Source organism: Rothia sp. HMSC064F07, from assembly GCF_001837265.1.
Classification (GTDB): domain Bacteria; phylum Actinomycetota; class Actinomycetes; order Actinomycetales; family Micrococcaceae; genus Rothia; species Rothia mucilaginosa.
In genome coordinates, this window is record NZ_KV831926.1 from 655712 (window position 1) to 676018 (window position 20307).

Genomic DNA, 20307 nt, shown 5'->3' on the forward strand with positions numbered 1-20307 from the left:
GCTTTAGTGGTTGATGATCTTGGAGAGGAAGTCCTTGGCGCGCTCGCTCTTCGGGTTGGTGAAGAACTCGTCCGGGTGCGCCTCTTCGATGATCTCGCCGTCGGCAAGGAAGACGATGCGGTCTGCCGCCTTGCGGGCAAAACCCATCTCGTGGGTCACCACGATCATGGTCATGCCTTCCCTCGCGAGGGAGACCATGGTGTCGAGCACCTCGTTGACCATTTCGGGGTCGAGCGCGCTGGTGGGTTCGTCGAAGAGCATGACCTTGGGCTTCATGGCGAGTGCACGGGCGATGGCGACGCGCTGCTGCTGACCGCCGGAAAGCTCTGCGGGCATCTTGTGCACCTGGGAATCCACACCGACCTTCGCGAGCAGGTTCATGGCTTCTGCTTCTGCCTCTGACTTGGACATTTTGCGGATTCGGCGGGGCCCAAGGGTTACGTTATCGAGGATGTTCTTGTGCGCGAAGAGGTTGTAGGACTGGAAAACCATGCCGACTTCGGCGCGGAGCTTGGCGAGTGCGCGGCCTTCTTCGGGTAGTTCTTGTCCGTCAATGGTGATGGATCCGCTGGTGATAGTTTCGAGGCGGTTGATGGTTCGGCAGAGGGTGGATTTGCCGGAACCGGAGGGGCCGAGGAGGACGACGACCTCACCTTTTCCCACGGAAAGATTGATGTTCTTCAGAACGTGGTTGGTGCCGTAGTACTTGTTGACGTTGGCGATTTCGATGAGGTTTTTCTGCGCTTCGGGAGCTGCCTGTGCGGACATTTTGAACCCTTTCACGTGAGGTGCGTCTATGATGCGGGTTGTCTGTATGCTGAGTTTTCAGCTTACGCCTCAGACGGTTTCCTGTCTGCAAAATATTCACTTTACTGGGTAAGCAATGTGAATTTTTAAGCATGAATGCATAGTTATAGTATTTTTGACGTAAAAATATGGGTAAAAAACACCCCATCTTCACAAAAGGCTCTGACTAGGGAATATATTCTTCCCTTTCTCTACGCACTCACGAGGTGTCAAACGCCTTTGGGGAGGTAGTCACGACTTGGTAAAAATTTCGAAAAAAGCGCAAAAAAGTGCCCGATAGGTGAGATAACACCCATCGGGCACTCTTCAACACCCCTCACAAGGGGCTAAAACAGCTTAGGCTTCGTAACCGTTGGGGTTGTTCTTCTGCCAGTTCCAGTGGTCGCGAACCATGGTCTTAATGTCGCGGCTAGCGCTCCAACCCAGATCCGCCAGAGCGGAGGAAGGATCAGCGTAAGAGACCGCAACGTCACCGGGGCGACGATCCACAATCTTGTACGGCAGCTCCTTACCGCACGCCTCCTCGAACGCGTGCAGAACCTGCAGAACCGAGTAGCCGTTACCGGTACCCAGGTTCCAGGTGTGCAGGCCGCCGTGCTCAGTAATGTAGTTCAGCGCCTTCAGGTGGCCGTCAGCCAGGTCAACCACGTGGATGTAGTCGCGCACGCCGGTACCGTCAACGGTCGGGTAGTCGTTACCGAAGACGTTCAGGTGATCGCGGCGACCCACAGCAACCTGCGCGATGAAGGGCACCAGGTTGTTCGGGATACCCGCCGGGTCCTCACCGATACGGCCGGACTCGTGCGCACCAACGGGGTTGAAGTAACGCAGCAGAGCAATGTTCCACTTGGAGTCGGAAGCAGCCAGGTCAACCAGCATGTCCTCGATGTGCTCCTTGGTGCGGCCGTAGCAGGACTGCGCATCCATGTTCATCTTCTCAATCAGAGGCATGGACTCGGGCTCACCGTACACGGTAGCGGAGGAGGAGAACACGATGGAGTGGCAGTCAGCCTCGTCCATTGCGTACAGCAGGTTCAGGGTGCCAGCCACGTTGGTCTGGTAGTACCACAGCGGCTTCTCAGCGGACTCGCCCACAGCCTTCAGGCCCGCAAAGTGAATCACAGCGTCGGGGCGAACCTGCTTGAAGAGAGCCTTCATACCTTCGAGGTCGAGCAGGTCAACCTTGTGGAACTCGGGGGCGCGGCCAGCGAGTTCAGCGACGCGCTTGAGGGACTCCTCGGAAGAGTTCGCGAGGTTATCCATGACGACGACGTCGTGGCCTGCCTTGAGCAGTTCAAGTACAGTGTGGGAGCCGATGTAGCCGGCGCCGCCGGTAACGAGTACCTTCATGATGTCCTTTCGGGCTTTATATATCCGGAAAAAGTGCTCCGGATGGGGGACAAAAGCTGTTGAGCTGTATCTAATGGTACAGCTGTGCATGGGGTGTAAGTACTGCGGGACACTGTGCGCTTGTGCACTCTGGTGTGAGCATGTGGGAAGCGTTCTTTAGGTGTGTCGCCACTCGCCCCCACCTCGCTGTATAGCTTGCGTCTAATCCCACCAGAAATACCACTGGCGGCTCTGGTGAATAAACTCCGTCAGCTGCTCAAAATCCTCAAACACCTGGAACGGAAGATCGGAACAGAATGCGAATTGCTCGACCGCCACCTTCTTCGCCTCGACCGGGTCTGCTACGGGGCGTTCCACCAGAAACTCCAGGCAGTCAGCACCGTCAAGAGCCGCCGGGATGGCACCGTACTTTTCACGCCAATAGTGGGTGAATGCCAGCTGCGTTTGAGCGTCCGGGCAGTCATTCCAGCCGCCGAAGGGCAGGTACGCGGGAATATCGGCGGGGTCATCGGTCGGAATCTGTAGCAGGAGCATCTCGCCTTTCTCTTCTTCATCCAGGAGCTCATAGCAGAGTAGGGCGGAAAGAGTCGGGGCGTCATCTTCGGGCTCCTCATCGGGCAGAAAATCGGAGCTCATAAACTCGTCGACAAGCTCGTTGAGGTTGAAGTCGTCCGGGTCGTCCTCGTGAGTCTCTTCGCCATCGTCCATAACCTGGCGCAACTGCTGAGCAATGGCGGCGCTACCGTACTCTTCGGCGGAGGCGCCACCACGGGCGGTACGGTAACGCTGCAGGACAGCACGAGTGTAGGCGCTCACCTGCTCGGGGGTTAGAGTCTCAACATCGTCAATGATGTCGTGCTCAAGGGACACCGCGATAACCATGCTTTCAAGCACCGTATCGTTCAGGTTCAGGAAGAAGGGGACGAACCCCTCCGCGCGACCCAGCTTAGCCAGCTCATCGTAACGAGCCATGGCATCAGCGGCAGGAGCGCCCATTGGAATACGCTCGTGCGGGTAGGGGAAAAGGCGCGTAAAGTGCCGGTAGGTTTCGCTCATCGTCGACTCTGACTTAGTTGATTCAGGCATCTGAGTTCCTCTCTGAACTGTACAAGTGGTCAGTCATGGCGGGTACGCTGTACCCGGTACTACCAGCCTAGCGAAAGCCCGAGCCGTACGCCCTGAAAACGGTCATCGTAGCCGCCGCGGATTCGCGCCCAGCCTGTGAGAGCGGCGAAGAGGGAACACCAGGCGCAGAAAAGGGGCCGGGATGCTTCACGCATCCCGGTCCCTAAAGTTCACGGGCCGACCCCCAACGTTTGCAAGGGCAACCAGCGCTAGTCCAGGTACAGACTAGTTCAGGTGCAGTGCCTCGTTCAGCTCCACGGTGTTCTTCGCACGCGGCAGAACCTCAATCGCGCCGCTGATCGAATTGCGGCGGAACAGCAGATTCGACACGCCAGACAGCTCCGCAGCCTTCACCACGCGCGCCTCCTGACCGGGCAGCAGGACGCTCACGCGCGAACCGGCGGTCACATACAGGCCCGCCTCAACCACGCAGTCATCGCCCAGGGCAATACCGATACCGGACTCCGCACCCAGCAGAGAACGCTCACCAATAGAGACGCGCTGAGTGCCACCACCGGAAAGAGTACCCATCGTGGAGGCGCCGCCACCCACATCCGAGCCGTCGCCCACCACAACGCCCTGAGAAATACGGCCCTCAACCATGGAAGTGCCCAGGGTACCGGCGTTGAAGTTCACGAAGCCCTCGTGCATCACGGTCGTGCCGGACGCCAGGTGCGCACCCAGGCGCAGACGGTCACCGTCACCAATGCGCACGCCGGCGGGAACCACGTAATCCACCAGGCGCGGGAACTTATCAATGTGGCTCACGCTCAGGTGGCCCAGCTTGCGCAGACCAATCGCCAGCTTCTGGAACTCGGCGGCAAGCACCGGGCCGTGGTTGGTCCACGCAACATTCGCCAGGGTGCCGAACAGGCCGTCCAGGTTCAGCTCGTTGGGGCGAACCAGAGTGTGGGAGAGCAGGTGCAGACGCAGGTACGCGTCGACCGCGTCTTCGGGTGCCTCATCCAGGTTGATGGATGCGGTACGCACCTCGGTGCGGGCATTGCGCGCCGGGTGCTCAGCGGCCAGGTCCTCCAGCTCGTCCGCGATGGACAGGTCGGGAGTCTGGGTGAGGGAGGGAGCGGGGAACCACGCATCCAAGACGGTGCCGGCGTGCTCGCCAGAGACAACAACATTGACCAGTGCGACACCGGAGGCGTAACGGGGAGTGTTTTCAGACATGCCATCCATTATAGTTTTGGGGGTTAGAGCCCCTTCAAGACCGTCTCATATGCTCGATATGGGCGTTGAGGGCGTGGGTGTGAGCGCGGGCGAACCTGTAAGGTGGAAGGATGAGCGTTTCCCCCAAGAACTCTGAGCTTCACCCTGTACCGCAGCCGCCCCTGAACTTGGACGTGTCCATGCCCGAGCTGACCCGTGCCCTGCTGGACTACGAGTCGGTTTCTGGCAACGAACGAACGATTGCTGACGCCGTGCACATGGCGCTGTCGTTCTGCCCGCACCTGCACCTGACCCGTGACGGGGACGCCATTATCGCCCGCACCGAGTTCCCGCCGCTACCCGGCGCTGAGGGGGAACGCACCCGCATTATTCTTGCCGGTCACCTGGATACCGTGCCCCTGCCCACCGTTGAGGGTTCGCTGGGTACCGTGCCGTCCACGGTACGTGAAGAGGACGGCCACAGTGTGCTCTACGGTCGCGGCGCCACCGACATGAAGGGCGGCGTGGCGGTTCAGCTGAAGCTCGCCGCCGAACTGACCGCGCAGGACACCGACTACAACCTGACCTACATCTTCTACGACAACGAAGAGGTCGCCAGCGAACTCTCCGGGCTGGCACGCCTGATTCGCAACCACGGCGAGCTCATCACTGACGCAGACTTCGGTGTGCTGCTTGAACCGACCAACGGCACCATTGAGGGCGGCTGCAACGGCACCATGCGTTTCTTTGTGCGCACCCGCGGCCTTGCCGCTCACTCGGGACGTGCATGGCGCGGCGAGAACGCAATTCACGCCCTGGCACCGGCGTTGGCGGCGCTCGCCTCCTACGAGCCGAAGACTATTGCGGTGGAGGGCCTGGATTATCGCGAGGGTCTGAATGCGGTGCAGATTTCTGGTGGCGTTGCCGGTAACGTGATTCCTGATGCGGCGGCAATGCACGTGAACTACCGTTTTGCCCCGGATAAGACCCTGGATGAGGCTATCGCCCATGTGCGTGAGGTCTTCGCCGGCTACGAGCTGGACTTTGTGGATCTTTCCCCGGCAGCACGCCCCGGACTGGACACCCCGCTGGCGGCTTCCCTGATTGAGGCGGTGGGGCAGGAGCCTCAGCCGAAGTACGGTTGGACGGACGTAGCGCGCCTGAGCGAGATTGGTATTCCCGCGGTGAACTTCGGCCCTGGTGACGCCCTGCTGGCTCATACCGATAACGAGCACGTGAGCTTTAGCCAGCTGACCCGCTGCCACGCGGATTTGCGTGCCTGGCTGCTCAGCGACCGTGACGAGGACTAGCCGCGGCGCTAACTCTGTTGGTGCTGATTCTGCCGGTGCTGGCGCTACTATTTGAATTTAGGTGACCGTCAGGGGTTGACGGTCCTGCATGATATGAGATTGACATGAACTTTCTTCTGATTCTGCTTGCCCTGCTGATTTTGGGCATTGCGGTGCTCTCCGTTGTGGCGCTCTCCGGTGAGCGTGCCGTGCCCGGTGCCGCGTTCTTCAGCGGTGTGGGCCGTGATGGTTTGGGCACCTTTGACCGTGTGGAGGATTTGAGCTTTATCGCTCCTCTCGTCGGTGCACCCGAAGAGGACAAGACACACGAGAACGCACCCGCCGCTGAGTCTGCTGCTTCGACCGCAGAATCTGCTGATGCTAACGTCGCTGCCGCTGAGCCGGTTCGCCGCGGTGCGGTTCCCCTGGCTGATGATGCGGAGAGCACCTTGAGCGCGCATGACTTTGTGGAGAAGCGAAAGAACCCGCAGGCTGAGGGGAACTAACGTCCGTGAGTGTTTCGCCTGAACGTAATAGTGCTTCCCCCGCGTATTCTCCCGCGCAGGGTGCCGCCACCCCCGCCTCCGGCGAGGAACGGAGCGAGTCTTTTGACGAGCTTCTGACCTGGGCGTATACCGCCTCCGGTGAGCGCCTGCACCGGGTGGGGGAGCGTCTGCGTGCCCTGCCCGCGTGGCTGTCGGTACTGCTGATTTACGGTCTGTCCCGAGTATGGGGTTTCGTGGTGTTTGCCGTGGTCGGGCAGCAGCAGCTGCGCAGTCCGTGGGGTCAGCATCTGGACTATTTGTCGTTCATTAGCATCTGGGATGCCGGCTGGTATGAGCAGATTGCGGTACAGGGCTACCCGAGTGAGCTGCCGGTGAACGCGGCGGGTGTGGTTGAGCAGAATCAGTGGGCTTTTTATCCGATTTTCCCGCAGCTTTCCGGCGCTATTAGCCATGCGACGGGCATCGGGTACTACCCGGTGGCGGCGACGGTTGCTCTGATTGCCGGTTTCGCGGCGGCGTGGGTGATTTACCTGCTGTTTGAGGCGTCGTTGAAGGCGACCGGTTTCAAGAGTGAGGAGTCGCCTTCTGCCCTGTCCATGTGGGCTGTGGCGTTGGTGTCGTTCTTGCCGGTGGCGCCGGTGCTTCAGGTTCCGTATGCGGAGTCGCTGAACCTGGTGTTCCTTGCCGGTGCGCTGCTGTGCCTGGTTCAGGGACGCTACGGCCTGCTGGTTCCTGTGGCGGCTTTGGCGTGTCTGTCCCGTCCGGTGGGTGTGCCCCTGGGTGCGGCTGCCGGCCTGTGGTGGTTTGCGTGCTGGGTGCGTTCGAGCCGCCAGTCGGGTATGGGTGCGGCGTTTGTACGCCATCTGGGGCAGCTGGTCAGCGCCTTGGTGGTGTGTGCGTGTGCGCTGGTGTGGCCTGCGATTGCGTGGTGGGCTACGGGCCGTGTGGATGCGTACACCGCCACGGAGACGGCGTGGCGCGGTACCCAATTGGCGCCGATTCAGCCGTGGCTTTCGCAGGGGTATCTGTACTTTGGGCATGCGGCTCCGGTGCTGCTGACTCTGCTGATTTTGGGCTTTATTGCTCTGTGTTTGAGCCCCCTGGCGCGTAGGGTTTTGGCGGCTCCGCTGAACCTGTGGTGCCTGAGCTATTTTGCGTATTTGATTCTGTTTTTGAATCCGCAGTCGTCGACGTTCCGCCTGTTGTTGCCGTTGTTCCCGCTGGTGATTGTGGCGGCGGCGGCGAGCCGTTCGCGGGCGTATCGTTGGGCGTTGTTGGTGGCGGGTGCGTGTGCGCAGTGGGGCTGGGTTGGCTGGCTGTGGCATTGGAAGCAGCTACCCGGCGGTGGAGACTACCCGCCGTAAACCGAATATTGTGTCAGGAGACCGCTGGTGTGCTGCCGGCGGTCTTTTGCGTTCGGGAGGCGGGCGTGCCTGCGGTTGGAGCCGCAGCGTTTTAACCCGGCGGTGGAGATTATCCGCCGTAAACCGCTGATGTGGTGTTCTTAGCCGTGGGCGCAATGCCCTTCCGCGGTGCGGTAGCGTACGCCTTCTGCTTGTCCAGAGCTTAAAGACACGTCCAGAAAGCGCCGCGGGTTCGGCGGTGCTGGCTCGGAACTGATAATCTATATTCTGTGTTTGGTATTAGTGGCACCGAGTTGATTATTTTGGCCATCATCACGTTTGTGGTGATTGGCCCCGAACGCATGCCCGAATACGCCCGACAGATCCGTGAATTCGTCAAGACCGTGCGCCGCATGGCGTTCGACGCGAAGGACGACTTCAAGGAAGCCCTGGGCGAGACGGGTCTGGAAGATATTAACTGGCGCCAGTACGACCCCCGCCAGTACGATCCGCGCGTGATTGTGAAGCAGGCGTTCGCTGAGGATGACGCCGAGCGTGAGCGTGAGGCGAGGGAACGTGAAGAGGCGCTGCTGAAGGAGAAGGAAAAGTCGGAGAGCCGTGCTCTTCCGCGAGGCGCATACGCCCCCTTCGACGTGGACGCCACCTAAGATTTTGAAACGAAAGAACCCCGCACCGTGATGGTGCGGGGTTCTTTCTGTTCTCAGCTTTTGCCGTCAGCTTCTAGATGCTCAATCTCTAGACGAAGAGCGGCAGGCTCTGACCCGCCCGCGACTCGCCCGACTGCAGCAACTGCGAGGCGATGGACTGAATCTCTTCGGCGGTGGGGGAGTCCGGGTGGCTCCAGACCACCGGGGTGCCCTCGTCGCCGCCGGTACGCAGGTTCACATCCAGCGGGACGGAACCGAGCAGCGGTACCGGGTAGGAGAGCGCCTCCGAAAGACGCTCAGCGAGCACCTGACCGCCGCCAGAACCGAACATGTCGAGCACGGTACCGTCCGGCAGGGTCATGGCAGCCATGTTCTCGACCACGCCCACGACCTTCTGACCGGTCTGCAGGCTCAGGGTACCGGCACGCTCCGCCACATCCACCGCGGCGTGCTGCGGGGTGGAAATAAGCACCAGCTCCGCATTCGGCAGCAGCTGAGCCATGGAGATGGCAATATCGCCGGTGCCGGGCGGCAAATCGAGCAGCAGCACATCCAAGGCGCCGAAGTGCACGTCCATGATGAACTGCTCCAGGGCACGGTGTAGCATGGGGCCGCGCCACGCTACCGGCTCGTTGCCCTTGAGGAACATGCCGATAGAAATCACGCGAATAAAGCCGCCGCTGACCTTCTGCTCACCCCAACGCTGGGCGGGGGTGGGAACATCCACGGTCGGCGGAAGAATCAGGTCATCCAGGCGGGTCGGGGCGTCGGTAATACCCAGCAGACCCGGAATCGAGAAGCCGTGCACATCCGCGTCAATAATGCCCACCGCAAGCCCGCGCGAAGCGAACGCGGCGGCAAGATTCGCGGTCATGGAGGACTTACCCACGCCGCCCTTACCGGACACCACACCGAACACGCGGGTCAGCGAACCGGGCGCGGTAAACGGGTTGGAACGCTCCGGCTTGAGCATCGAACGCAGGGCTGAACGCTGCTGCGGGTTCATCGCACCCACCTGCAGCTGCACACGCTCGATACCCTCAACGGTAGCGGCGGCGTCACGAACCTGCTGCTCGATGGTGTTCTTCAGCGGGCAACCCTCAATGGTGAGTAGCACCGTGACCTCAGCCCAGTGGCGGCCGGGAATCGGCTCACCGTGCTCATCCAGTTCAGGATGCACGAGTGCAGTCTCCACCATGCCCAGCTCCGTAATGGGGCGGCGCAATTCGGGATCCTCGACGCGGGCAAGAGCCGCGTAGAGCGCATCCTGCAGGGGCGAATTAGCGGTCACGGGCGCCTCCCTCACGGGTGCGCTCTGCCTGCTGCTGTGCCTGCTGGGATTCGCGGCTCTGAGGCTGGCTCAAATCGCCTCGGTGGGAATCCTGCGCGGAGTCCTTCGCAGAGCGTTCAGCCTTGTCAGAAGCCTGCTCGGTACCGTTCTCGGTGCCCTCAGAGCTCTTTCCTTCAGCGCCCTGCTCCTCAGCGTCCTTTTCCTCGCCCTCGGAGATATCGATATCGTCGATAGCCTCCTCCAGGTCCTCAATGTCCTCACTGATGTCCTGCAGCTGCTCGGCGTGACGCTCCTGCTCCTGCGCAATGTTCTGCAGTTCCTCAAGAATGTCACGCAGCTCGCTACGAACGAAGTCACGGGTCGCAACCTCACGCAGAGCAATACGCAGCGAAGCAATCTCGCGGGTCAGGTACTGGGTCTCCTCCAGGTTCTGCTGGTCACGCTTACGGTCCTCGGACGCCACCACGCGGTCGCGGTCATCCTGACGGTTCTGCGCCAACAGCAGCAGGGGAGCAGCGTAAGAAGCCTGCAGGGACAGCATCAGGGTCAGCAGGGTGAAGTTCAGGCTACGCGGGTCGAACTGCATCTCCTCCGGCGCCAGGGAGTTCCACGCCAGCCACACACCACAGAAAATGGTCATCCACATCAGGAACTGCGGGGTACCCATGTAGCGTGCAAAACCCTCAGTCATGCGGCCGAAAGCGTCCGGGTTGGGGCTCGAGAACAGCTTCGGCTTGCGAGTGCCGGGGGTGCTCAGCTGTGAGTCGCTACGCTGCGGGCGGGAGTCGCCGCGCTCGCGGTTGCGTTCAGCGTACTTCTTCTCCAGGCGGTCCTTGAGGATGCGCGCCTTATCGATGCGGGGGTTCTCTTCGGTACGGTTTGCGTCGCGGCGGTTCGAATCAGGCAAAGCGTCGTCCTACCTTTCGTACGGGAGTTCCATCATCGTAAGTGCGCCAGTCTTCGGGCAGGAGCGCATCGAGCACGTCGTCGATGGTCACTGCGCCTACCAGGCGGTGCGATTCGTTCACAATGGGAACGATGGTCAGGTCATAGGTCGCCAGCACGCGTGCCAGCTCTTCCAAACTTGCCTGGTCAGAGACAGGCTCAGTGTCGGTATCGAGGATGTGACCAATCGGCTCACTCGGCGGCACACGCAGCAGCTTCTGCATGTGCACCAGACCCAGGTACTTGCCGGTCGGCGTTTCCAAGGGCGGGCGCGTCACCATGACGGCAGCCGCCATCGCCGGAGGAATCTCCTCGGCGCGGATGTGCGCGAGCGCCTCCGCGACGGTCGCCTCGGGGGAGAGGATAATCGGTACCGGGTTCATGAGCGAACCGGCGGTACCCTCGTCGTATTCGAGCAGTCGACGCACGTCGTCTGCTTCGTCGGGTTCCATGAGCTCGAGCAGCTTTTCACGCTGTGCGTCGTCCAGCTCGATGAGCAGGTCGGCGGCGTCGTCCGGTTCCATCTCTTCGAGGACCTGCGCGGCACGCTCGTCGTCCAGGTGCGACAGAATCTGCACCTGGTCCTCGGCGGGTAGCTCCTGCAGAACGTCCGCGAGGCGTTCATCCTGCAGCTCGGCGGCGATTTCGACCATACGCTTATCGCTCATCTCGTGGATAGCGTCCGCAAGGTCGGCGGGCTTGGAGTTCTCGTGGTTCGCCACGAACGCGGTTGCCGCCTGCGGTTCCACGTCGGTGGAGAGCACCGCCTCGTCCCAGTCGACGATGAGGGTCTCCTTGGAACGGCGGCGCCACGTGCTGGAGGAGGAGCTGACGCGGGAAACGAACAGTTCGGTCACGCCCCAGTCGCCGTTGCGGCGCTGCTCAATGGCGACGTCCTCAATGACGGCGTCGCCGCTGCCGTCGAGCAGGCGCACGCGGCGGTCAAAGAGCTCACCCACGATGAGAGTCTCAGAGTTGCGCTGTTCGAAGCGGCGCAGGTTCACCAGGCCGGTTGAAATGATTTGTGAAGCGTCGATACTTCGCACACGGGTCATGGGCATGAACACGCGTTTCTTGCCGAGCACCTCAACGATGATGCCGACAACAATGGGTTCGGTGCCCTTGGCGGGGCGGGCGCCCGCAATGGATGCGCCCAGGCCACGTTTGAGTACGACGACGTCTCGGAGACGGCCGAGGCGGTCACCGAAGGGGTCAAAAACGTCGAGGCCCAGAAGGCGGGCAATATAAATCTTGCTGGGGGTGCTGAACTTCGAATTGCTCACCTCTCTAGGGTACGCTCCGCCGCGGGGATTCGCACTTTGAGGAGCTTATTTGAACAGGTGTTCGCTACGCCTGTAGAGGAGCTGACTACCCACCGGGTCCAGGGTTAGGGCGGGCGGTAGAATAGGAGCCATGACTTCTAACCTGCCGAATATTCCCTCGACCCCGCCTTCTTCGTACTTGGCGTCGCGCCTGGCGCAGGCTCAGGGCAAGCCCCTGCCCGCCGGTGAAGCAATCGCCTCCTTCGTTCGTCACGATGATGCGCTCGCCGCTTTTGACGTGCTCAGCGAACAGGATTACCCGGTCACGGCGCTGTACCTGGTCAATGATGGTATCCGCCAGGTGGAGTACCCGGTACAGCCCGGTTACGGTCGTGCCCTGATTTCTGCGGCGATTCAGGGTGCGGTGATTGGCCTGGTGTTTTCGGTGCTGATGACCCTTGCCGGTGACTCTTTTATCTCTGAAGCACTCAAGTACGTGCCGCTGACTGTTGCCGTGTTTGTGCTGTGGCAGATGTACGTTCTGCGTCGCTCCCATGGGGGTCGCTACCCGATGCGTACCGAGGCGATTCCTTCGCGTACCGTGATGTACGCTCTGCCGGAGTACGCTCAGGATGCGCGCCGCGTGCTGGGTGCGCACCCTCGCTTCTCGGCGGCGGTTGCGGCTGCTCGTGCGGCGGCAGCCCCGGAGGCTTCGCAGGCGCGTGCCGCTCAGAGTACCGTCTCGATGAATGGCGCACCGGTTCCGACCGGCGCCCCGAAGGCTCCCTCGTACCGTGCGCAGGCGGGTAGCCAGCCGGCGCCGAACCAGAACCTGCCCGAGCGTGATGCGACCGCGCAGAACGCGGTGGCTCAGAGCGCGGCGCAGAACATGCCCGCGCCCACCCAGCCTACGCAGACCGTTCAGCCCGCTCAGCCTTCTCAGCCTGCTATCCAGGAGCCGGCAACCACTGAACCGGCGACCGCCCTGAAGTCGGATGCACAGAAGTCGGAGCCGCAGAAGCGCCCGGCACAGCGGTACGGTCTGCGCGTGGACGACCCGGAAGAATACGCGAAGCTGATTCAGCCCAAGCCGCAGCGTCCGACCCCGCGCCCGCAGGGCCTGCACGATAAGTCCTCGCACGATAACTCCTCGCAGGACTCCGAATAACCGAACCTGCAATGGCGGTAGCCACCCACAACGGCGGGAAACCGGCATAGAAGACAGCACTTAGAAGACACGCGAAAGCCCCTCACCGAACGAATCGGTGAGGGGCTTTCCCTATAAAACGTTACTAACGTAACTGGGAGCTAGACGTTACTTCGCCAGCTTCGCCATCCACTCCTCAATGCCCTCAACGGTGCGGGGCAGTGCAGCGGAGAGGTTCACGTTGCCGTCCTCGGTGCAGAGCACGTCGTCCTCCAGGCGGATACCGATACCGCGGTACTCCTCGGGAACCGACAGGTCCTCGTCCTTGAAGTACAGGGCCGGCTCAATGGTGAAGACCATGCCCGGCTCCAGCTCAGCCCACATGTACAGCTCAGCCTTTGCCTGCGCGCAGTCGTGCACGTCCAGACCCAGGTGGTGGCTGGTGCCGTGCGGCATCCAGCGGCGGTGCTGACCGCCCTCAACGGTGAGCGAAACATCAGCGGAAACCGGCAGCAGGCCCCACTCTTCCAGACGGTGCGCCAGAACGTTCATGGCAGCTTCGTGAATCTCGTAGAACTTGGTACCCGGCTTAGCCACAGCGAATGCGGCGTCAGCGGCATCCAGCACAGCGTTGTAGACCTTCGCCTGAACCTCGGTGAACTTACCGTTCACGGGGAAGGTGCGGGTCACGTCTGCGGTGTACAGGGTGTCGTCCTCAACGCCTGCGTCCAGCAGCAGCAGCTTGCCGTCATCGACGGTGCCGTTGTTACGGATCCAGTGCAGGATGGTTGCGTTGTTACCGCACGCTGCGATGGTGTCGTAGCCCAGGTCGTTACCGTCGGTACGTGCCACGGAGAAGAACGCAGTCTCAACGACGCGCTCACCGCGGTGGTGCTCCTTAGCCTTCGGCAGTGCACGAATGACCTCTTCGAAGCCCTTGACAGTCATGTCAACGGAACGCTGCAGGTTCTCAACCTCGATAGCGTCCTTAATCAGGCGAGCCTCGGAGAGAGCCACAGCCAGTTCGGAGTCCAGCTTGTCAGCCTGCTCCAGCTCCACGCCGGTGTTGTAGCGGGAGGTGTCAACCAGCGCGTCAACAGCCGGGTCAACGTTGCGGACCAGGCGGATGTTCACGCCGCCCAGGCCCTGGTTACCGGCGTTCTTGGTGATAGCAACCTCAAGCTCGGACAGGTCGCGGGTACGCAGACCGAAGCGCTCGGAGAATTCCTTCAGGGTGGGGCGGGGGCCAACCCAGAACTCGCCGTAGCGTGCATCCGCGTAGAACTCGGTGGTGTCGCGGCCAGCCAGCGGGCGGAAGTACAGGGTGACCTCGTGGTTGGAGCCGTTGTCGCCGGTACCCTCTTCGACGGGCTCGAAGATCAGCACGGCGTCAGGCTCGTGGTCGATGCCCAGACCGGTCTGGTGCGCAAACGCCGAGTGGGGGCGGAAGCGGTAGTCGCAGTCGTTGGAGCGGACCTTCAGCGGGCCTGCGGGCAGGACGAGGCGCTCGCCGGGGAATGCCTTGGAGATCTTGGCGCGGCGCTCAGCTGCGTAGTCTGCTACGGGCTCGCGGGTGTAGCCGTCATCTTCGGCAGGTGCCCAGTTTGCGGCAATGAATTCGGTGAACGCAGACGCCTTAGGGGTGCTGCGGTGGTCAGTCTTCTGAGCTTCGGTGCTCTTCTCGTTGTTCTCAGTCATGGGTTAATCATATCGCCTTCACCACAGGTGGGCAGGTGTTTTAGCGCTTTTGACCATAAGAGAGGGCGCGGTGGAGCAGAATATATCTTTGACCTGCGACCGGGTACCTGATATTGCGCCGCCGATATTGGTAGGGTTGAATCAGAAGAGTAGTAGATGACATGCCTTAAAACCCCGCTGAGGTGGCGACGAACTAGCAGGGGCGGGGAAGGAGAGAATATGACGCAGACAGAACACCGAAATAGCGCACCTAATGCGAAGCAGGTACCGCAGCCCGCTGAATCGGGCGCGCCTGAAAACCTGAACCGTGCCGGGCGCTACGATCTGCATATTCACTCCGCTATCTCTGACGGCACGCAGAGCCTGACCGAGCTGGTGCCGCTGATTGCTCGCGCCGGGTTGGCTGGGTTTGCGCTGACTGATCACGATACGACGGCTGGTTGGGCGCAGGCGGCTCAGCTGGCGGATGAGCACGGTCTGGATTTTCTGCCGGGTGCCGAGTTCTCTTGCCGTTACCGGTACACCGACGGTGAGGGCCGCGCACGCACGAAGACTATTCATCTGCTCGCTTATGGTTTTGATTCGGTGGGTTCGGAGTTGGCGTGCCGTGTGGAGGCGATTCGTGCCAGCCGTGAGGGCCGTGCGCAGGCTATTGTGGGCCGTCTTGCCGCTGACTACCCGCTGACCTGGGATGACGTGTTGGCGCAGGTGGGGGAGGGGAACACGGCGGTGGGCCGCCCCCATATTGCTGATGCGCTGGTTGCTGCCGGTGTGGTTGCTGATCGTTCTGAGGCTTTCGCGAAGCTGCTGTACACGGGCAGCCCCTACTATGTGCCGCAGGATGCGCTGGACCCGTTGGAGGCGGTGCGTCTGGTGCGTGAGGCTGGGGGCGTGCCGGTGATTGCGCATCCGATGAGTACGATGCGTGGACCCGCGTTGAGCCTGGAGTACCTGGGTTTGATGGTGGATGCTGGCCTGGCGGGCGTGGAGGTGTATCACCGTGAGAACTCCCCGGAGGACCGGGCGCGTCTGCTGGAGTTCATTGAGCGTCAGCGTGCGGCGGGCCGTGAGGTGCTGGTGACGGGTTCGAGTGATTATCACGGTGCGGGTAAGCCGAACCTGCTGGGTGAGAATACGACGGATGCGGTGACGGTGGCGCGTATCCGCGAGCAGCTGGCGGCCCAGTAGTAAGACGAAAGAGTGTGGGGCGGGTTCCCGGTAAAGGAACCCGCCCCACACTCTTTTGTTTTCACCTCATTGCATATTCTCTAAATCTCTACCTGAAGGTTAGGATTTTTGATACGCTGAGAACGTTCTACTCATGAGGGTGCACAAAGATTGTGCCCCCTTCTGTTCATGAAGGAGCTATGATGCTTCGACAATTATTCGCCCGTCCTACGAAGCGGGCTATCCAGGCTGGCGGCACGGTACTGTTGGCTGGTGCCATGGTGTGCGGTAGCGTGCCGGCATATTCTCTTGGTGTTCTGAAACCTCGCCAAGTGACCCCTATTGTGCAGCCCAATGAACCGGCGGTGACCTGTAACGACCGCGCAATCTACGAATATAAGTACCTTCCGAATGCTTATGTGACTTACAGTCGCAAGATTATCTACGACTGGGCTGAGTGCATTGGTCTAATTTCTGAATACCAGAAGTATCAGCTAATCGAAGAAAACACCGTAATTTCCCGTGGCCAGTTTGTGGAGTATTTGTATCGCCTGTCGGGTTCTCCTGAGGTGAAGAATCTTCCGGCTCAGTCTCCGTATGGCGATATCAAGACGGATGACCCGCGTTTTCCTGTGGTGATGTGGGCTCGTCAGCGGGGCATTACCTGGGGTTGGAGTGATGGGAATTTCCATTACGATGCCCCCGCGAATGAAACGACGACAGTAATCATGGCATACCGCCTAGCTGGTAGTCCGGCGGTCAAGCTACCCGATATGAATCCTCCGAATGAGGAAGAGCCCTGGACCAAGCGGAACCCCAACCTTCCTTACGGCTCAGAGTTGCATCGGGCCTATGTTTGGTTGAAATACACTGGAGCTGGCTCTGATAAGAAGTACACTGGCTTCCACGAATCGGTTAGGTACCATGACGTCGCGAGCATGGACTCTGAAGGTCGACGAGTGAGTCAATGGACTTTCCAAGCAACATATGAACAGGCTTTTGAAGTATTGCGCATGGCAGATACTCGAGGTGCATTCTAAAAACATTTATAAAGAGAAGGCACCTTAGAACAGAACACTAGGGCAACACAAAAGAATGGGGCGGGTTCCTTGGTTAGGAACCCGCCCCACACTCTTAACACGTGCTCTCACGAATACGTGGAAAAGACCGCCTAGACGCTCTCACGCGACGCATGATGCTGCAACACCGCACCCGCAGCCGCCGCATCCATCTGAGCAGCCGCACGCGCCGCACGAGCCTTAGCCCGCGCCTGATGCTGACGCTGACGACGCAACTCATCACGGCCATCAATACGCATCTTCTTATCCACCGCATCCATCGACCGATGACGCACAAACCGGCAGGACGCACCCTCAACCGGCTGCGTAGTCTCCGTGAGCGTATCCAACACAGCCTTCAATGCATGACGGCTCGCTGCCGTCAACGCATCACGACTCGTACCGCCACGAACACCCACCGTACGCTTCGGCGTGAACAGCACACTCGCCCCACGCGGCACACCGCGATACTCAGCGAACGACACCGGATCCACGCCCAGACGCTTAGCCATCACCTCAATAGCCGGCGGATTCTGATCCACGCACACGAACTTACGACCCAGCTGAGCTGCCGCCGCACCCGTAGAACCAGAACCAGCGAAGAAATCCAACACCCAATCACCCGGGCGGGAACTCGCCGCAATCATACGACGCAACAAACCCGTAGGCTTCTGCGTAGGATACCCCGTCTTCTCCTTACCCGTCGGCGACACAATAGTATGCCACCACACATCAGTAGGGAGCTTACCGCGAGAAGCCTTCTCCTCAGTCACCAAACCGGGAGCCATATACGGTTCACGATCAACCTCCGCAGTATTGAAGTAATAGCTACGGTGATCCTTCGCGTACACCAAAATATTGTCGTGCTTCGTCGGCCAGCGGCGCGTAGACTTCGCACCGTAGTCATAAGCCCAAATCAGCTCATTAATGAAGTTCTCACGACCAAAAATCATGTCGCACATAATCTTCACATAATGAACCTCACGCCAATCCAGGTGCAGGTACAGGGTGCCGTCCTGCGCGAGCAGACGATGCGCCTGCTCAATACGCGGCGCTAGGAACGCCCAATAATCCTCGAACGAGTCGTTATAGCTCGCCAGAGTCTGCAGGGTGCTCGAATAGCTCTTGCCCTTAAAACCGGTGCGGTCACCCTTCTCAGAAGCTTCCGCGCTCAACGTGCGGCGCGTCTGCTTCTTACCCGTATTGAACGGCGGGTCAATGTAAATCACGGTGAACGCACCATCGGGCAGCTCACGCAGATACTCCAGGTTATCTGCCTGTACCAGCAGCGAGGGGCCCTGCGGATCGAAAACCGTCGAATCCGTGCGGGGCGACTCAGCGGCAGGGGAGGGCGCGGCGGGCGCCGGGGATGCTGAAATACCCAACCCCGGCCCTAGCCTTCAGAACCAGCACGGTCAGCGCCACGGCCCTTACCGCGAGAACCCTCAGCACGAGAACCCCCATCACGAGAACCTTCAGGGCGGCGGCGGGTACGGCGGCGGCCCTCACCCTCCACGGGCTGACCCTCAACACGGCGGGTACGGCGACGCTGACGAGGCGCACGCTCAGAACGCTCAGAAGAACGTTCGGATGCGCCCTGCTCGGTACGCTCCGCACGCTCAGAAGAACGCTCAGAACGCTTGCGGCCCTCGGAGCGGCTACGGCGCTCGCCGCGGCCCTCACCGGAACGACCGTCGCGGCCACCGCGAGAACGAGCCGGACGGCCATCACGCGAGTCGCGGGCGCTCTCAAAGAACTCATCGCCCATGCCCTCAGCCACACGCTCCTCGCGCGGCAGGCGACCCTTAGTGCCAGCCGGAATGTTCAGGTCATGGAACAGATGCTCAGAGGAAGAGTAGGTCTCAACCGGCTCAGGAACACCCAGCTCCAGGGCATCGTTAATGACCTTCCAACGCGGCAGGTCATCCCAGTCAACCAGGGTCACGGCGGTACCCTCATTGCCGGCACGACCGGTACGGCCGGTACGGTGCAGGTAAGTCTTCTCATCCTCGGGCACGCGGTGGTTAATCACGTGGGTCACGTCTTCAACGTCAATACCGCGAGCCGCCACGTCGGTCGCGACCAGAATGTCGACCTTGCCGGTGCGGAACGCCTTCAGCGCCTGCTCACGCGCAACCTGGTTCAGGTCACCGTGCAGGGGAGCAGCAGCGAAGCCACGGTTCACCAGCTCCTCCGCCACGCGGGCAGCGTCACGCTTGGTCTTGGTGAAGATGACGGTGCGGCCGCGGCCGGTAGCGCGCAGAATGCGGCCAATCATCTCGTCCTTGTCCAGGTGGTGCGCACGGTAGACGACCTGGCGGATCGACGCCTTAGTCTTCGATGCGTCCTCGGGGTCAGCGGCGCTAATGCGCATGGGCTTGGTCATGTACTGACGCGCCATCGCAATGACCGGGCCGGGCATGGTTGCGGAGAACAGCATGCTCTGGCGGTCCTCCGGCAGGTAGCTGAGGATCTTCTCAACCGACGGCTGGAAACCCAAATCCAGCATCTCGTCAGCCTCATCGAGGACCACGATCTTAACCTGCTTCAGGTTCAGGAAGCCCTGCTGGTACAGGTCGATAATGCGGCCGGGGGTGCCCACCGCAACCTCCAGGCCGCGGCGCAGCAGCTCAGCCTGAGGCTCAATCGGCACACCACCGTACAGGGTGGCGACGCGGGCGTTGCGCAGCTTCGCGGCAATCGCCAGGTCCTCGCCCACCTGAATAGCAAGCTCACGGGTCGGAACCAGAATCAGCGCCTGAGGTGCACCGGGGTACTCCAAATCAGCCCAACCCTCATCGTCGCGGCCGACCACACGCTGAATGGTGGGCAGACCGAAGCCGAGGGTCTTACCGGTACCGGTCTTTGCCTGACCAATGATGTCCTGGCCAGACAGAGCCACGGGAAGAGTCAGCTCCTGGATGGGGAAGGGGGAGGTAATGCCAACCGCCGCGAGGGCGTCGCTAATATCCTGGCGAACGCCGAAGTCGGCGAAGGACTTTGCAGTCTGAGTGGTTTCCTGCGTGTTCGTTTCAGTCACTGGACCGTATCTTTCTACCCCTGCTCGGGGTGTGTTTCTCCCCGTAATGGGGGATGTACCAGCCAGCGCCTCGGTAGTGGAGGCGGTGACGGGCGGGCGTCGAAAGCCGGCCGCGGGAAATTCTTACACGGGAAATTCTTACCGAGACGCCGCCTGCACGCATGGTTATTACTCATGGTTCATTCATGATGAGAAGGCGGTGCAGCCTCGGGGTCTTGAAAGGGGTACGACCGGTCATTCACTTAACCCCTCAATATTAACCTGGATTTGCTTTCGGCGCACCCCCGACCGGTTGTGGTGTGCGCCCGTGATGGGCGATATACCGCCTCAAAACCGGGTACTGCGAGGTTTTTGTGCGGGCGGTTTAAAACGCAAAACCCCGCATTCGGCACGGCGTAACCACGTGGTGCATAAAGCGCGGTTACGCATCGTGACGGATGCGGGGGGGGG

General features: G+C 60.8%; 17 protein-coding genes. 7 read left to right on the plus strand and 10 right to left on the minus strand.

Features of this window, described 5'->3' with window-relative positions:
- Positions 1 to 3: 3 nt before the first annotated feature.
- The 4 genes from HMPREF2712_RS05215 to dapD all read right to left on the minus strand — a co-directional run bounded on the left by HMPREF2712_RS05215 (position 4) and on the right by dapD (position 4473).
- Positions 4 to 768 (minus strand): amino acid ABC transporter ATP-binding protein, encoded by a 765-nt coding sequence (locus HMPREF2712_RS05215; RefSeq protein ID WP_049337287.1) that lies wholly within the window; start codon positions 766 to 768, stop codon positions 4 to 6.
- Between the two features lie 375 nt (positions 769 to 1143).
- Positions 1144 to 2157: a UDP-glucose 4-epimerase GalE gene (galE, locus tag HMPREF2712_RS05220; RefSeq protein WP_049327623.1), complete on the minus strand. Its 1014-nt coding sequence runs from the start codon at positions 2155 to 2157 to the stop codon at positions 1144 to 1146.
- A gap of 201 nt (positions 2158 to 2358) precedes the next feature.
- Positions 2359 to 3243 carry a DUF4253 domain-containing protein gene (locus tag HMPREF2712_RS05225; RefSeq protein WP_070819441.1) on the minus strand — a complete coding sequence of 295 codons (885 nt, stop codon included), beginning with the start codon at positions 3241 to 3243 and terminating at the stop codon, positions 2359 to 2361.
- A 264-nt stretch (positions 3244 to 3507) separates the two neighbouring features.
- A complete protein-coding gene (gene dapD / locus HMPREF2712_RS05230; protein WP_070819442.1) occupies positions 3508 to 4473 on the minus strand; it encodes a 2,3,4,5-tetrahydropyridine-2,6-dicarboxylate N-succinyltransferase in 966 nt (321 codons plus the stop codon).
- 101 nt (positions 4474 to 4574) lie between these two features.
- On the opposite strand from dapD, the gene dapE reads away from it, so the two are divergent.
- The 4 genes from dapE to HMPREF2712_RS05250 all read left to right on the plus strand — a co-directional run bounded on the left by dapE (position 4575) and on the right by HMPREF2712_RS05250 (position 8249).
- A complete protein-coding gene (gene dapE / locus HMPREF2712_RS05235; protein ID WP_070819443.1) occupies positions 4575 to 5753 on the plus strand; it encodes a succinyl-diaminopimelate desuccinylase in 1179 nt (392 codons plus the stop codon).
- Between the two features lie 104 nt (positions 5754 to 5857).
- Positions 5858 to 6238, plus strand: coding sequence for a taurine ABC transporter substrate-binding protein (locus HMPREF2712_RS05240; protein ID WP_070687479.1), 381 nt, complete (start codon positions 5858 to 5860; stop codon positions 6236 to 6238).
- A 5-nt stretch (positions 6239 to 6243) separates the two neighbouring features.
- Complete coding sequence (locus tag HMPREF2712_RS05245) at positions 6244 to 7602, plus strand: hypothetical protein (protein ID WP_070819444.1); 1359 nt, start codon at positions 6244 to 6246, stop codon at positions 7600 to 7602.
- Between the two features lie 269 nt (positions 7603 to 7871).
- Positions 7872 to 8249 (plus strand): twin-arginine translocase TatA/TatE family subunit, encoded by a 378-nt coding sequence (locus HMPREF2712_RS05250; RefSeq protein WP_012903155.1) that lies wholly within the window; start codon positions 7872 to 7874, stop codon positions 8247 to 8249.
- An 88-nt stretch (positions 8250 to 8337) separates the two neighbouring features.
- On the opposite strand, the gene HMPREF2712_RS05255 is transcribed toward HMPREF2712_RS05250, so the two are convergent.
- Genes HMPREF2712_RS05255 through HMPREF2712_RS05265 form a run of 3 tightly spaced genes read right to left on the minus strand, consistent with a single transcriptional unit; the run spans position 8338 to position 11768 of the window.
- Positions 8338 to 9540: a P-loop NTPase gene (locus HMPREF2712_RS05255; RefSeq protein WP_070819445.1), complete on the minus strand. Its 1203-nt coding sequence runs from the start codon at positions 9538 to 9540 to the stop codon at positions 8338 to 8340.
- Positions 9530 to 10447, minus strand: coding sequence for a DUF1003 domain-containing protein (locus HMPREF2712_RS05260; RefSeq protein ID WP_070819446.1), 918 nt, complete (start codon positions 10445 to 10447; stop codon positions 9530 to 9532). The genes HMPREF2712_RS05255 and HMPREF2712_RS05260 overlap by 11 nt, the downstream gene beginning before the upstream one ends.
- Positions 10440 to 11768: a magnesium transporter MgtE N-terminal domain-containing protein gene (locus tag HMPREF2712_RS05265; RefSeq protein WP_049337302.1), complete on the minus strand. Its 1329-nt coding sequence runs from the start codon at positions 11766 to 11768 to the stop codon at positions 10440 to 10442. The genes HMPREF2712_RS05260 and HMPREF2712_RS05265 overlap by 8 nt, the downstream gene beginning before the upstream one ends.
- A gap of 130 nt (positions 11769 to 11898) precedes the next feature.
- Between HMPREF2712_RS05265 and HMPREF2712_RS05270 the strand changes: the two genes are divergently transcribed.
- Positions 11899 to 12915 carry a hypothetical protein gene (locus HMPREF2712_RS05270; protein ID WP_070819447.1) on the plus strand — a complete coding sequence of 339 codons (1017 nt, stop codon included), beginning with the start codon at positions 11899 to 11901 and terminating at the stop codon, positions 12913 to 12915.
- A 147-nt stretch (positions 12916 to 13062) separates the two neighbouring features.
- Here the strand turns inward: HMPREF2712_RS05270 and HMPREF2712_RS05275 are convergent, their stop codons facing one another.
- Positions 13063 to 14592, minus strand: coding sequence for an aminopeptidase P family protein (locus HMPREF2712_RS05275; protein ID WP_070819448.1), 1530 nt, complete (start codon positions 14590 to 14592; stop codon positions 13063 to 13065).
- A gap of 219 nt (positions 14593 to 14811) precedes the next feature.
- Between HMPREF2712_RS05275 and HMPREF2712_RS05280 the strand changes: the two genes are divergently transcribed.
- Both HMPREF2712_RS05280 and HMPREF2712_RS05285 read left to right on the plus strand, forming a co-directional pair.
- Positions 14812 to 15780: a PHP domain-containing protein gene (locus HMPREF2712_RS05280; RefSeq protein WP_070593644.1), complete on the plus strand. Its 969-nt coding sequence runs from the start codon at positions 14812 to 14814 to the stop codon at positions 15778 to 15780.
- 179 nt (positions 15781 to 15959) lie between these two features.
- Positions 15960 to 16799, plus strand: a complete 840-nt coding sequence (locus HMPREF2712_RS05285) for an S-layer homology domain-containing protein (RefSeq protein WP_246828674.1) — start codon at positions 15960 to 15962, stop codon at positions 16797 to 16799.
- A gap of 131 nt (positions 16800 to 16930) precedes the next feature.
- Here HMPREF2712_RS05285 and HMPREF2712_RS05290 read toward each other — a convergent pair whose 3' ends face one another.
- On the minus strand, positions 16931 to 18202 hold the full coding sequence (locus tag HMPREF2712_RS05290) for a DNA-methyltransferase (protein ID WP_049337888.1): 1272 nt from the start codon (positions 18200 to 18202) through the stop codon (positions 16931 to 16933).
- A gap of 8 nt (positions 18203 to 18210) precedes the next feature.
- Positions 18211 to 19857, minus strand: a complete 1647-nt coding sequence (locus tag HMPREF2712_RS05295) for a DEAD/DEAH box helicase (protein ID WP_070819450.1) — start codon at positions 19855 to 19857, stop codon at positions 18211 to 18213.
- Positions 19858 to 20307 lie beyond the last annotated feature (450 nt).

Bases quoted from the DNA above. Each gene is read 5' to 3' on its own strand.
- HMPREF2712_RS05215 (WP_049337287.1), bottom strand. From the start codon at position 768: ATGTCCGCACAGGCAGCTCCCGAAGCGCAGAAAAACCTCATCGAAATC.
- galE (WP_049327623.1), bottom strand. From the start codon at position 2,157: ATGAAGGTACTCGTTACCGGCGGCGCCGGCTACATCGGCTCCCACACT.
- HMPREF2712_RS05225 (WP_070819441.1), bottom strand. From the start codon at position 3,243: ATGCCTGAATCAACTAAGTCAGAGTCGACGATGAGCGAAACCTACCGG.
- dapD (WP_070819442.1), bottom strand. From the start codon at position 4,473: ATGGATGGCATGTCTGAAAACACTCCCCGTTACGCCTCCGGTGTCGCA.
- dapE (WP_070819443.1), top strand. From the start codon at position 4,575: ATGAGCGTTTCCCCCAAGAACTCTGAGCTTCACCCTGTACCGCAGCCG.
- HMPREF2712_RS05240 (WP_070687479.1), top strand. From the start codon at position 5,858: ATGAACTTTCTTCTGATTCTGCTTGCCCTGCTGATTTTGGGCATTGCG.
- HMPREF2712_RS05270 (WP_070819447.1), top strand. From the start codon at position 11,899: ATGACTTCTAACCTGCCGAATATTCCCTCGACCCCGCCTTCTTCGTAC.
- HMPREF2712_RS05275 (WP_070819448.1), bottom strand. From the start codon at position 14,592: ATGACTGAGAACAACGAGAAGAGCACCGAAGCTCAGAAGACTGACCAC.
- HMPREF2712_RS05280 (WP_070593644.1), top strand. From the start codon at position 14,812: ATGACGCAGACAGAACACCGAAATAGCGCACCTAATGCGAAGCAGGTA.
- HMPREF2712_RS05285 (WP_246828674.1), top strand. From the start codon at position 15,960: ATGATGCTTCGACAATTATTCGCCCGTCCTACGAAGCGGGCTATCCAG.